This is a genomic window from Erythrobacter aurantius (genome assembly GCF_023823125.1).
In the GTDB taxonomy this organism is placed as follows: Bacteria; Pseudomonadota; Alphaproteobacteria; order Sphingomonadales; family Sphingomonadaceae; genus Erythrobacter; species Erythrobacter aurantius.
Map to the genome: position 1 here is coordinate 3,093,765 of NZ_CP090949.1, position 13,213 is coordinate 3,106,977.

12 protein-coding genes are annotated in these 13,213 nt (G+C 59.1%); 2 read left to right on the plus strand and 10 right to left on the minus strand.

What is annotated here, in order from left to right:
* Positions 1 to 5 precede the first annotated feature (5 nt).
* From L1K66_RS14760 to L1K66_RS14795, 8 genes are all read right to left on the minus strand, one after another.
* Complete coding sequence (locus tag L1K66_RS14760) at positions 6 to 377, minus strand: VOC family protein (protein ID WP_252258551.1); 372 nt, start codon at positions 375 to 377, stop codon at positions 6 to 8.
* A gap of 20 nt (positions 378 to 397) precedes the next feature.
* On the minus strand, positions 398 to 2,080 hold the full coding sequence (locus L1K66_RS14765) for an FAD-binding protein (RefSeq protein ID WP_252258552.1): 1,683 nt from the start codon (positions 2,078 to 2,080) through the stop codon (positions 398 to 400).
* 73 nt (positions 2,081 to 2,153) lie between these two features.
* Positions 2,154 to 4,538, minus strand: a complete 2,385-nt coding sequence (locus L1K66_RS14770; RefSeq protein WP_252258553.1) for a TonB-dependent receptor — start codon at positions 4,536 to 4,538, stop codon at positions 2,154 to 2,156.
* 196 nt (positions 4,539 to 4,734) lie between these two features.
* Positions 4,735 to 5,532 carry an enoyl-CoA hydratase-related protein gene (locus L1K66_RS14775; RefSeq protein ID WP_252258554.1) on the minus strand — a complete coding sequence of 266 codons (798 nt, stop codon included), beginning with the start codon at positions 5,530 to 5,532 and terminating at the stop codon, positions 4,735 to 4,737.
* Entirely contained in the window at positions 5,529 to 6,332 is an 804-nt protein-coding gene (locus L1K66_RS14780; protein WP_252258555.1) for an acyl-CoA dehydrogenase family protein, read from the minus strand. The genes L1K66_RS14775 and L1K66_RS14780 overlap by 4 nt, the downstream gene beginning before the upstream one ends.
* Positions 6,329 to 7,471 (minus strand): acyl-CoA dehydrogenase family protein, encoded by a 1,143-nt coding sequence (locus tag L1K66_RS14785; RefSeq protein ID WP_252258556.1) that lies wholly within the window; start codon positions 7,469 to 7,471, stop codon positions 6,329 to 6,331. The genes L1K66_RS14780 and L1K66_RS14785 overlap by 4 nt, the downstream gene beginning before the upstream one ends.
* A gap of 7 nt (positions 7,472 to 7,478) precedes the next feature.
* The gene (locus L1K66_RS14790) at positions 7,479 to 8,273 is read right to left on the minus strand and encodes an enoyl-CoA hydratase/isomerase family protein (RefSeq protein ID WP_252258557.1); all 795 of its coding nucleotides are present in this window, start codon (positions 8,271 to 8,273) and stop codon (positions 7,479 to 7,481) included.
* A 23-nt stretch (positions 8,274 to 8,296) separates the two neighbouring features.
* On the minus strand, positions 8,297 to 9,919 hold the full coding sequence (locus tag L1K66_RS14795) for an AMP-binding protein (protein WP_252258558.1): 1,623 nt from the start codon (positions 9,917 to 9,919) through the stop codon (positions 8,297 to 8,299).
* A gap of 191 nt (positions 9,920 to 10,110) precedes the next feature.
* Here L1K66_RS14795 and L1K66_RS14800 point away from each other — a divergent pair, with 191 nt between their 5' ends.
* Positions 10,111 to 11,307 (plus strand): acyl-CoA dehydrogenase family protein, encoded by a 1,197-nt coding sequence (locus tag L1K66_RS14800; RefSeq protein WP_252258559.1) that lies wholly within the window; start codon positions 10,111 to 10,113, stop codon positions 11,305 to 11,307.
* A gap of 3 nt (positions 11,308 to 11,310) precedes the next feature.
* Here the strand turns inward: L1K66_RS14800 and L1K66_RS14805 are convergent, their stop codons facing one another.
* Positions 11,311 to 11,613: a DUF1330 domain-containing protein gene (locus tag L1K66_RS14805; RefSeq protein WP_252258560.1), complete on the minus strand. Its 303-nt coding sequence runs from the start codon at positions 11,611 to 11,613 to the stop codon at positions 11,311 to 11,313.
* Between the two features lie 99 nt (positions 11,614 to 11,712).
* Between L1K66_RS14805 and L1K66_RS14810 the strand changes: the two genes are divergently transcribed.
* Positions 11,713 to 12,342, plus strand: coding sequence for a TetR/AcrR family transcriptional regulator (locus tag L1K66_RS14810; protein ID WP_252258561.1), 630 nt, complete (start codon positions 11,713 to 11,715; stop codon positions 12,340 to 12,342).
* Here L1K66_RS14810 and L1K66_RS14815 read toward each other — a convergent pair whose 3' ends face one another.
* Positions 12,343 to 13,203: an enoyl-CoA hydratase-related protein gene (locus tag L1K66_RS14815; RefSeq protein ID WP_252258562.1), complete on the minus strand. Its 861-nt coding sequence runs from the start codon at positions 13,201 to 13,203 to the stop codon at positions 12,343 to 12,345.
* Positions 13,204 to 13,213 lie beyond the last annotated feature (10 nt).

Consider the following 13,213-nt stretch of genomic DNA (forward strand, 5'->3'; position numbering starts at 1 on the left):
GAAGGTCAGCCAAGGCAATAGACGCAGATCTTATTTCCTTCCGGATCACGGAAATAGCCAAGATGAGAACCCGGCGCGCGTTCTCCGGGATCACCTTCGTTGCTGGCGCCGAGTTCCATAGCCTTGGCATGGAAATCATTCATGGCTTCGACGGTCTCAAATTTGATCCCGAACATCGTCCCATTGCCCGGCACGGCGGCCTTACCATCATAGGGCGTCAGCACGCCAAACATCGATACCCCATCACCATAGATGCGGCCGCGCTCGTCGAAGTTCATGATGACCCCCCAACCTATCGAGCTCAGCAGCGGATCATAGAACCGCGCCGCGCGGTCGAAATCGAGAACGGAAACATTGCAATAGCTCAGGCTTGGCATGGTCACCTCGGTACTTGGGTTTAGACGTTGATCATACGGACAGCGGATCGACCGGCAATCCTTCCGGAATAGACGCAATCAGCCAGCGAAATCCCGCTCACATAGCGATGCGACGAGATGCCGACGGCGTTCTTGCCAGCGGCGAAGAGTTTGGCGATCGGTTGCCCGTCAGCGTCGAGTGCCTGTCCAGAGCGGGTATCGACCGTGATCCCGCCAAGCGAGATCGAAGGGCATAGATAACGTTTGTTCGCGATCGAGATGTCGATCGCGTGGAATGGCGCCCCGACAATCTGGCCGGTGAAGTCGGCGTGCTTGGGGAAACGAGCTGTTTCATCGCCTGCGGATGCGCGATTGTAATGGCCGACAGCGTCAATAAGCGTAGCCGGATCCATCCCGCATTTTTCTGCAAGCTCGGACAGTGTTCGCCCCTTTTTTGAGCCGAGCAGCATTCCCATCAAGGTCGGCGCGCCCTGCAGGCGGAACAGTTTGCCCTTCCCTGGCAAGGCTTGCCGCAGCGCAGACTTCCAGAGGAGGTGATCGACGATGATATAGGCCCTGCCATCAGCCTCCTGCGCAATCGCATGACCGATTGTGCCGCCGTAGCAATCTTCGGCTACGAAGCGCTTACCCTGCGCATCGACGACAATTCCCGTGGCCAAAGCTCGGGGCGGCTGAAACTGGCGCCAAGCAGAGATATTGTCGAGCCTATCAACCGCAGCTCCGGCGCTCTGACCGAGACGAATACCCGAGCCATCACATCCGATGCTTCCAAGCGCAATTGCTCCCGAATAGGCTGGAGCGTGGTGCGCGACCATCTCGCGGTTATGGACAAACCCCCCGGCGGTAAGGATCACTGCCCGATTGGCTCGAATTGATCTTGCGACTGCGTTCTCGCGGCTGATCCGATCAGCGCGGCTTTTCAGTTTTGCGGCAACCGAAGGGAAAAGTAGCGCACGCGAACTGCCGAATCTCTCATTGAGTTTTTCAAGCTCGCGAGCAGCCTTGCTGGCCGGATCGACAGTTTTGGTTTCAATTCCCTCGATCGTCCCGTTTGACGACAGCAAGATCCGCTGCGCATCGCTGAACCGGTAGACCCGCAGGCCCTTTGCCAAGGCCGAACGCAACAGTGCGTCGTAGAAACGATGACCAGTTAGCCCCTTACCGAAAGTCCGGTGCCCGCGCTGCGCAGGTGTTGCCTGTTTGGCATAAGTGACTTGCGCTTCATTGCCCGAAAAATAGAGATAGTATCCGTCAGGCGGATAGGAAGTCTTGATCGGGCAGACGGTGCTCGCAAACTCCACCCCATTGCGCTGGAGCCATTCGGATTGCTCGACGCTCGTCTGGCAGAAATCCATCAGCGTCTCTGCCGGAACCGCATCGCCGACCTCCTGCTGGAGATAGGCGAACATGTTTTCGGGGTCGTCGTCGACATTTGCTTCGCGCTGCTGCTGCGTGCCACCACCTGCATAGAAAACACCGCCCGACATGCGTGTCGCTCCGCCCCCGGCAAAGCGATCGACAGCGATCACCGAGGCCCCCGCGTCGAGCGCCTCGATCGCCGCGCAAACGCCTGCCCCGCCCAGCCCGACGATGACGATATCAGCGGCATCGTCCCATGCGATCTCGACGTCTTCTCCGAGGCAGGCTGGTGCCCCTACACGCGAATGCCAGTGCGGATCGCCAGGTTTCAAACGCTTACCCAATCACGGCTACAGAAATTTGCCGACGGAAGCAGGAGAGAGAGTCGCTCCCGCCGGAAGGGTTCTTCTGCCCCAATTACTTGAACTTGAAATTCGCCTGGATCGCGAGCGTGCGGCCGCGCTGCACCTGCTGGGTGTAAGAGCCGGCCGACGCGACCACGTCGTTGGCTGATCCGACCACCAGCGTGTTGCCGAGGTTACGCCCCACAAAGGCCACGCCCCAGCGATCATCATAGTCGCCGATCCCAACGCGCAGGTCGAACTTCTCCCAAGCTGACTGGAAGGTGTTCGGATCGCGGTCGGCAATGACGTGATAACCGCCTGAGAAGTTCATGGCCCCGTCAACCGTGAGCTTGAGCGAGTCTCCGATCGGAGTTTCGTAGCCCAGCCGGATATTGCCCGAATAGGACGGCGCGAACGGAGGCGCTTCGCCGGTCAGGTTCTGCGAGCAGCCGACCTGCCCCGCGTTCTGCGCTTGTAAGGCCTGCAGCGCGGTGCACCCGGCGTTGGCATAGTCTTGATAAGCCGCATCGAGATAGGCGACGTCAGCACCGAACTGAAGATTGTCGGTGATCTGCCACACGAGACCGGTCTCGATCCCCTGCGTGCGTAACCCGCCAACATTGGCAATCGTGATGAAAGCCGAAGTCGCTGTAAACTGCGCAACGCTCTGCTGAAGATCCGAATAGTCGCTGCGGAACGCCGCGATATTGAAGGACAAGTTGCGGTCGAAGAGGAAAGCCTTGAGACCGATTTCGTAGCTGTCGACCGTTTCGGGCTCGAAAGTCAGACGATCAGCAATGCCTGTCAATTCGACAGCGTCCAGACCACCCGCTTTAAAGCCTTCGGAAAATTTGGCGTAGAGCGTCAGGTCATCGGTCGGCTCGAACTGCACAGAGACCGACGGCAAAAAGGCATCGTCTTCAACAATCCCGAGCGTGGTGTGGGTGTTGAAACCGGTCAGGAATGCCGCGACCGGCTGGAGCGCTGCGGGCAATGGAGTGACCGTGAGGCCGAACGGGTCGTTCGCGGTCGCATTGGTGGCCGACTGAAGACCCTGCTTGCGCGAATGGGTGTAGCGTAGCCCGCCCGTGACCGAGAATGTCTCGCCAAGCGGCACCGTCACCGATCCGAACAACGACATTGCCTCTTCCTGCTGGTCGAGCGAAATGTCACCTGCGAGCGGCGCGAACGGCGCAAGCGGGGCGAGCGGGCCTGCCAGCAGCACGGTTGCGAACGGGAAGTTCAGCGTCGTGTTGATAGTTGTGCCGGTGTCCAGATAGTAGCCGCCGAAGATAACCTCGACCGGGAAGTCCCGCGGAGAGGTAAACCGCGTTTCGAGCGTCTTCTGGTTCACGCTCTCGAAGGTATTGAAGCTGAAGAAATCGGCCGCTACGCCATCGGTATCGGCTGCCAGAAAGAAGTCGTACTTCGAAATGGCGGCCTGGAACACGATTCCGGGGCCATTGAGGTTGTCCTTCTCGAGCGTGAAGACATATTCCTGCGCCTCGATATCGCCAAACTCGCCCGGGTTGGCCGAACGGTTGTAGTCGAGCTCAGTTTCCTGACCCGTTGCCAGCGCAAATCCGCAAGAGAAGGTCGCCGCCGCGTTGAACGGCGGCTCAGGCGGACAATTGGTGAGCTGGACAGCAAGCGGCGCGATCGAGTCCTGCTTGCCATATTCGGCTTTGAACGTGGCCTGCCAAGCATCGCCGAATTCCGCTACCATAGTGCCGCGAATGAACTTGTCTTCGACGTTCGGATTGTCCTGTCCGATGACGCCGTTGGTGATGAAGCCGTCGAGGTCCGAATAACGCCCCGCGACCCGAATCCCGAGCTTGTCCTCGATCAACGGTCCGCCCACTCCGGCTTCGACCGCCGGCTCATTGCCCTCGAATTCGTAGGACGCCTGGATACTGCCTTCCCAGTTGCTCAGACTTGGCGTGCGGGTAACGACACTGAATGCACCGCCGATGGCGTTGTTGCCGAAATAGATCGACTGCGGCCCGCGCAGGACCTCGACCCGTTCGACATCGACAAAGGCCGACTGGGTGTAGCGCGAACGGCCATGATAGACCCCGTCGACGAAGGTCGCGACCGCCTGCTCAAAGCCCGCGTTCGACCCCGACCCGACACCGCGAATGTAGACGTTGCTCGACACGGTGTCCTTGGTCACGAACACGTTCGGGAGCGATCCGGCGAGATCCTCGACACCCGCTATCTGCATGTTCTGGAGGCTTTCGCCGGTGACGACCTGCAGTGAAATCGGCACGTCCTGCACCGATTGCTCACGCTTTTGCGCGGTCACCACGATAGTCGGAATTCCGCCGGAGCGTTCGTCGCCATCAGTCTGCTCGGCATCGACAGCAGGATCATCAGCCACCTGTGCCAAGGACGGAGCAGCAACGCTCGCGGCACCGAAAATCGCAGTCGTGTAAAGAAGCGTTGCACGCAAACGCATGGTAATTTTCTCCCTCGCAGCGGGCGGATTATTCATTCCGCCTCGTCTAAAATCCCAAGATTGTCACTAAAACTGAGGCCTCAAAAAATCTGCTCGTAATGCGCTCGCTTTGAGATTTCTGAGGTTTCTCGGCAACATTTCTGCCTAGCACGGAACACGATGATTCCTTGATTTTGCCCAATGCCTTCGAATGGGTTCAACGGACCTTATCAACCATCGTCCGAACCGCTTCAGCGTGCTCCAAAGTCGTGTGACATATGCTTTGCAGGCTGGCGCAATAGTCAAGGAAGTCTGGAAGGTTCATGCGCTGTCCCGAACGCATGATCCGTTTGGCTATTCGCAAGGCTTCGCGAGGTTTTTTGGCAAACCCTTCTGCCATCTGCAGGGCTGACGGAAGCAGCTCGTCTGCCGAGTACACTCCGAGCAGCAATCCTATTGCTTGCGCTTCGTCTGCCTCTACGATCCGACCGGAGAATGTGAGCTCAGCCGCGCGCTGTGCACCGACTACTCGGGGCAAAAACCACGCACCGCCGTCGCCTGGAATGATGCCAAGATTGACGAAAGTTTCACCCATCTTCGCGTGGACCGAACCCAGTCGAATATCGCACATACACGCAAGATCGAACCCCGCGCCGATTGCCGCACCATTCACCGCTGCAATGACTGGCACTTCGAGTGAGTTCATGGCTATGGCCATGCGCTGAATGCCCCGCCTGTAGTCGTTTTGAATCTCGCTGGGTGTACCTCCAAACATGCCCTTGCGCTGGTGCATGTCATGAATGTTCCCCCCTGCGGAGAATGCGGTCCCATTCCCGGTGAGGACGAGCACGCCCACCTGAGAATTCCGGTTCGCCCATTCGCATACAGCGACAATCTCCCGAGCAATTGCGGTGCCGGTCAGCTCGTTTCGCACGTCGTGTCGGTTGAACTTCAACAGCGCGATCCCTTCATGCAGGGACAATTGGGAATCGACCAAACCCGGTAAATCGCTCATGTCATTCGCCCATCTGTGAGTAGCTGCCATGGCGTTTCTCGCTCGCAATGGAGCACGCGCGCGCCCAACCATTGGGCCCAATGGCGGTCATTTCCAAAGTCACCGCGCCATCTCCACAGCTTGTCAGTGAAACGGTGGAGGCCCAATTCCTCTGTTATGCCGATTGCACCGTGAATCTGGTGCGCGATGAGTACTGCTTCGCCGACGGCTTGGTTAGCTCGCAATTTTGCACAAGCGACCTCAAACTGACCGTCAGAGCGATCGAGCGCTGCGGCCGCAGATGCCGAGGCCGCAGCCGCTGCTGCTGCTTCTTCAGCCAAGATCGCGATCTGATGCTGGATCGCCTGAAACTTGCGCAGTTCGCGCCCGAATTGCGAACGCTCCTGCGCGTATCGCACGCACATTTCGAGACAGGCAGAAAGCGCGCCTGCGAGCTGGGCAGTGCGCAGGAAGGCGAGGCAAGTGAATGCCCTTTCCTGATCAAGGCGATCATCCTGCCACCAATTCGGTTCGGCCGGACAGCCGTCATCTTTAGCACCTCCGGCTTGGGCTAGCAGCAGGCGGGCTATCATTGTCTCGCCCACAGGGCAGGCAAGCGCATGATAGCCTGCAAGCCGAAAGACGATTTCCGCATCACGCCAGCTCCCCGCCATGCCACCATCGGTCTCGGCCAGAAACAGCGACGGAATGCCCAACTCCTCGATACTCTGCCAGGCACGGCTATCGTGTGCATCAGCGTGCGCCAGTTCACCGAACAGCCCACCGACGCTCTGTTTGAGCATATCTGCATAGTCGCTCATCGCAGTCCAATCTCTCTGGCGATAATGCCGCGCAGAATTTCTCTGGTCCCTCCCCTCAACGAAAAGATCGGCGAGAAGCGCAGCAGGTATTCGATGGTTGCGATGAGCGAAGCTGGTTGCGAGACGCGTCCGCCGATTGTCGCCTGCGCCAACAGTGGGATGTCTTGCTCGAGCTTTGCCCCCAGATCCTTGACGATCGCGGCCTCGGCCACCGGATTGTGTCCGCGCGCAACACCATCAGCGACCGCAAGTGACATTTGTCGCAAAGTCCAAAAGCGGGCCGTCAGTTCCCCTACAAGTGGCTCGATCTGGCTGTCGCCGGTATCGCGATAGGCCGCGACCAGCTCCTCAAACACGCGATAGCTGCTGAGGTAGCGCTCCGGGCCGCTGCGTTCAAGCGCGAGTTCAGCATTGACCTGTGCCCAGCCATTGCCAGCCTCACCGACAAGCATCGAATCCGGGACAAACACATTGTCAAAATGCACCTCGCCGAAATGGCTTTCGCCCTGATGGTCGACGATGGGACGCCGGGTAAGACCGTTTGCGTTGAGGTCGATGATAAGCTGCGACATCCCCGCGTGCCGGACTTCGGCCTTCTGATCGGTCCGCACAAGCGCGATCATCTGATGCGCGTGCATTACCCCGGTTGTCCAAAGCTTCGACCCGTTGACCCGCCAGCCGCCGTCACAGCGCGTTGCGCGGGTCGTGATTGCAGCAAGATCTGATCCTGCATTGGGCTCGCTCATCCCGATGCAGAAAAAAAGCTCGCCTTTCGCGATACCGGGAAGGAAGGCTTGTTTTGCCTCCTCGCTTCCATAGGTGAGGATCAGGGGCCCGCTCTGCCGGTCTGCGATCCAATGCGCGCCGACCGGAGCGCCGGCAGCCAGCATTTCCTCGATCACGACATAGCGGTCGCTGTCGGGTCGTTCGTGCCCACCCCATTGGGCCGGCCAGGTCATCCCGATCCACCCGCGCTCACCCAACTTGCGGCTGAATGCAGGATCAAAGCCAAACCACGTGCGGGCGCGCTCGACCACAGTGTAGGATCGCATTTCTTGATCCAGAAAGTCACGAACCTCGGCGCGCAGGGTCTCGCTTTCGGGTGGCAGCTCTATCGGTGCCAGATTGAATTCACGCATCGAAGTCTCAGCGCCCCGTGAACTTTGGCTTTTCCTTGCGTTGGAAGGCCTCAAGCGCAATGCGGTGGTCGTCGAGCAGCTGGGTGACATTCTCGAACGCCGCAGCCTGATCGATGATCGCATCGGCGGTCACACGCAGCCCGGCGTTGATCGCGGCCTTGGTCCACTTGATCGAATGGGTCGCACCCGCAGCCAGGCGCGCTGCCATTTTGGCGACCTTCTCATCGAGTTCCTCTTCGGCAACGACCTCGGTGATGAGGCCAATGCTCGCCGCCTCGATCGCACCAATCGCATCGCCGGTCAGAAGATATTTCCGCGCCCGCGCATAGCCGATTAGCTGCGGCCACATGACCGCGCCGCCGTCACCGGCAACAAGGCCGATCGACACATGCGGATCGGCAAAGATCGAACGCTCGGTCGCATAGACAAAGTCGCAATAGAGCGCGAGCGAGCAGCCGAGGCCCACCGCCGGCCCATCGACTTTGGCGATAATCGGCTTTTCAAGGTCGAGGATCGAGTGTTGGATCTTGCGATCACGTTTGATGCCGACCGCGGTGGCCGCGACATTGCCGTGCATGTCGAGCAACCATTTAAGGTCGCCGCCAGCACAGAATGCGCTGCCCGAACCTGACAAAACGACCACATCGACATCTTCATCGGCATCGACATCGATGAAGATGCGTCCGAACTCCTTGTGCAGGCCCTCGTTGATGGCGTTGCGGACTTCAGGCCGGTTAATTGTGATCGTCAGGATGTTGTCATCCTTGGTGATCTTGAGGTTCTCATAGCTGTCGTATTTCATGTGCCGGTATCTCCGATTGCGCCTTACTCGTCTGCGGCCAGTTGCAGCCGCTCGATCATGTCCTTTTGGAGGATGTATTTCTGAATCTTGCCTGATGGGGTCATTGGAAAGTCGTCCACGAATTCGACGTATTCGGGGACTTTCCAGCGCGAGATGCGTTCAGCGCACCACCCCCTGATTTCCTGTGCATCCGGACTTGCTCCGGGGCGCAAGCGGACCACTGCGCAGGCGACTTCGCCATATTTTGGATCCGGCACGCCAATCACCGCAACATCGCCTATGGCGGGATGGGTTTTCATGTAGGTTTCGATCTCAAGCGGAGAGAGGTTCTCGCCTCCGCGGATGATCATTTCCTTCTTGCGCCCGTCGAGCGCGACGAAGCCGTCTGCGTCCATCCGGGCAAGGTCGCCCGATGCGATCCAGCCTTGGCCGACCGCAGGATCCCCTTCACCGCTGCCATAGCCGATCATGCCGCCAGGTCCGCGATAGTGGAGCTCGCCCAACGCGCCGTGCGGGACCGGGTGGCCCCCATCGTCGCGAATGGAAACACTCACACCGACCACTGGCTGGCCGCTGGTGCTGGTTTTCTTTGCGTCGCTGTCGTCAAGCCGGGTGGTGGCCGTCACGCCGCTCGTTTCGGTCTGGCCGTAGCAGTTCATGACCTCGGCACCGAAACCCTCGTGGCAGCGCTGAAGCAGGTCGAGCGTTACCGGTGCGCCGCCGACGATGATCGCGGTGAGATGCGAGAGATCGCGCGACGCGAAGCTGGGATCGTCGAGCATTGCGATCAGCATGGTCGGCACGCCTATGAAGGTCGTGCAGCGCTCAGCCTCGAGAATGTCGAGCGTGATCGAAGGCTTGAAAATGTAGAGCGGAAAGGCTGTTGCGCCGGTCTGGCACGCGCCGGGTATCGAGTGTCCCGAGCCGCCGACGTGAAACAGCGGGAAGCCAAAGCACACGCGGCTTTGCTCGCCCAGTTCCCACAGGCGATAGGAATTGTAGCCTGTGGTCAACAGCGCACGGTGCGACAGCCGAACCGCCTTGGGGACGCCAGTGGTGCCCGAGGTATATTGGATCATGAAGGTCTGTTCGGGGTCGACTTCAACGCGGACGCATTCGCCAGCATCACCTGCCAGAAGCTCACTCCATATACTTGAGAAGCTGTGCGCGTAGGCAAGGTCAGGCAGGTCACCGCTGACCTCGGCAATTGTTGCGGCAAGCCCATGATCGCCAACCTGATCGGCGTGGAAGATGCCTTTCGCGCGCGAATCTGCAAGCGCAAAGGCCAGCTCGGCAGATCGATAGAGCGGGTTGAGCGCGACGATCACCATGCCCGCCTTGGCAATGGCATATTCGAGCAGCACCCATTCGGGGTGATTGGGCCCCCACACCGCGATCCGGTCTCCGGTGCGATAGCCCACCGCCAGCAAGGCCGCCGCAAGTTGCCCCGACAATCGATCAAGTTCGGCAAAGGTCCAGGATACAGGCTCTACCGCTGGCTGCTGGCGGTAGACGATGGCCTCGCGGTCGCCCCAATGCCCCGCTGCTTCGGCAATGACATCGCCGAGCGTGGTCGCGCGGACGCAGCTTGCACGCTCGCCATCTGTAGCGATCCATTCCGATAGGGTGGGATTGGGCTGGTTCACGTTTGCTCGTCTTGCACAGCGGCCGCCTCTCAATGCGTGTTCGCCTTGCGCATCTCCTCTGCCCAAAAACCTAGGCAAGGCGCTTGCTCACCTGAAACTCGTATTCATGTCGCGGGCAAAACCCGCGCCAGAAGCGAGTTCCAATTGAATAGGGCTTGCCGATAGTCCGGCTGCCGAGAGGTGCCCGTGCGATGGCGCCGGACTATGGGAGCGACCAGCGCGTGAGCCTTTTGCAGGAACCCGAGCAAACACAGATTATTCGCGACACGCTTTCCCGCTTCATTGAGCGCGAGATGCCGCTTGAAGACGTGCGGCGCTGGGACCGCGACAATCACTTTCCGGCAGAAGTCCACGCCAAGCTGGCCGGGCTAGGCCTGATGGGGCTCACAGTGCCCGAAGAATATGGCGGTGCAGGACGCGATATTCACGCGACCGTTGTAGCAATCGAAATGCTCTGCGCGCGGAGCATGGCGGTGGGCGGACCATATATCCAGTCCGCCTGCTATGCTGGGCTCAACCTTGCCGAAGTCGCGAGCGAGCGACAAAAGCGCGAGCTGCTCCCTCGCGTTGTCGAGGACGGAATGATCTTCGCCTATGGCATCAGCGAGCCCGATGTCGGTGCCGATGTTTCAGCGGTGCGCTCGACCGGCAAGCTGGTCGGTGACAAGGTGATCATCAATGGCGCGAAGCGATTTTGCTCGGCCGCCAAGATCGCCGATTATATCTACACTCTGGTGCGCACCGGCCCGGTCGAGGACCGGCACAAGAACCTCACCTTAGTCCTTGTGCCAACCGATGCAGAAGGCATCGTGTTCGAGGCGCAGGATGCGCTTGGCCTCAAGGGGACCGGAACCTACGACGTCAGCTTTTCAGATGTCGCAGTGCCGATGGAGAACATCGTCGGCGAGGAAGCAGGCTGGAACAATGCCTGGAAGATGTTGCTCGGCCCCGGTCTCGACATCGAAAAGCTGGAGGTCGCTGCCATGGCGCTTGGCATTGCTTCGGCCGCAGTCGATGAGGCCTGGACTTATGCCGAGGAGCGCGAGCAGTTCGGCCAGCCGATCTCGGCGTTTCAGTCGATCCGCCACATGCTCGCCGACGCCAAGACAAAGCTGCATGCGTGCCGTGTGATGACCTATCAGGCTGCGCATCAACTCGACGCAGGTATCAACGCCTCGCTCGAAACCTCGATGGCCAAGCTGTTCGTCTGCGATACCGCCAAGGACATCGTGCTGAGCTGCCAGCAAATCCTCGGCGCCTATGGCTATATCAAGGAGTTCGACATGGAACGCCACGTGCGCGACATCCTCGTGATGCCGATCCTCGGTGGATCATCCGCGATCCAGAAGAACAATATCTGCAGCATGTTAAAGCTGCGCAAAGCTTAGCGTTCAGGTCGTCAGAGGCACGCCGTCTACCATCCACAAGGAGGTCGCAACGCCGCTGTCCTGCCGCAGAGCTCGGGCAGGCGCATAGCGCGGATCATCATACCATTTCTGAAGCGTCGCGCGATCGGGAAAGGAAACCACAACAACCGCATCGCAAGGCTGATCACCTTCCAGCGCCGCGGGATCTCCCCCCTTGGTCAGATAGGTGCCGCCATATTCGGCGATCAGCGGTTCGGTAATGGCACGGTATTCGCGATACCAATCCCAGTCTTTGACGGAGAGCGTGCCGATCATATATGTTGTCATAGGCCCGACACTAGATTTGAGACGGCTCACAATAAACTCGCCTGCCATCCAGTTTCAGGAAAAGGATGGGCGAACCGAGGGATGAGAGGCACAAGTCACATGGCAAGCCAATCGAAAGCCGTCGACGACGTTACGCGACGCAAGAGCCCCAAGCAGCAAAGGGCGCTCGCTACTGCGGAAGCGATTGTGCAGGCGACTCAGCAGATCATCGTCAAGGACGGCTACAAGGCCGCCACCACCAATCGCATCGCCGAAACCGCTGGGGTGAGCGTGGGCTCGCTTTACCAATATTTCCCCAACAAGCAGGCGATTGTTCGCACATTGATCGAAGAGACGGTGACCAATGCCGCAGTGCGTGTGCGCGGCATGTTGAGGGACCTGATGGACGTCCCGCTTGAACCTGCCCTGCGACAGATCATGACTGTGCTGGTCGAGGTCTATAAGGAAAACGACTTCGTCTTGTTCCGCATCCTCGACGAGGTGCCAGAGCTGAAGGATTACACGCAGAATCTGGCGATCGAGATCCACACGCATTCGACCAATCTGGCGTTCCTTGAACAGCATCAGCATGAACTGAAAGTGCAGGACCTCAAGACCTCGCTGCTGCTGATCGAGCGGGCGACCATCCACAGCATCGAGTGCTATCTCGACAAGAACCCGACCAATATCACCGAGCAGCAGTTCATCGACGAACTGACCCGCATGGCGCTTAACTATTTGTCGAAGTGACTATTTCGCGCCGCTGCGCCGCGCGAGAAAGGCTTTGACATAATCGGTCTGTAGGAGATCGTGAAAGGCGTGAGCCTCAGCGTCGATGGCGCCTTTTGACCTGTGCGCATGCGGCTCTTTCATCAGCCGCTTTGTCTCGCGCACGGCTTCCGGCGAGCGGCTGGCAATCGTGCGACCCACGCCAAGAGCATGCCCGATCAAATCGTCAGGCAGATGAGTGGAATTTGCGATGCGCAGGTCAACAGCCTCCTGTGCCGAACACCCGCCATCAATCAGAACCAACTCCATCGCCGTGCTGTGACCAAACAGCTGCGGACCAAGGAATGTCGTTCCGAACTCGGGGATCAGACCCATTTCCATAAAGGGAAATTTGAGTTTCGCAGTGCTTGCAAGATAGACGAAGTCGCAATGGAACAGCATCGTTGCGCCGATGCCGATCGCATCTCCATTTACCGCTCCAATCAGGGGCTTGGGGAAGGTCGACAGTAGCTGCATGAAGCGAAACGATGGCTTTTCTTCGGGCTTCATCGAAAGCCCGCGTGCAAAACCGCTGACGTCGTGCCCCGCGGTAAAGATCGAGCCTTTGCCCGTAAGCACTACCGCGCGCACGGCCTCGTCATCGCGAGCCGTTTCGAGCATGCGGTTGATCGCTTCATACATCTCATATGTGATCGCATTGCGCTTATCCGGGCGATCCAGCGCAATGATCAAAGTGCCCTCGTCTGCGTCCACAGCCAGGCCTTCGACCACCATTGTCACATAGTTATGATTTGAATTGCCCATCGACGCCCTACCTCTCCTGCCAGATGGAGAACTAGCCCAAACCGGTCCGTCAGAACGTAAGTTTTGGCTCGCTTTCACCGCCTGTGCG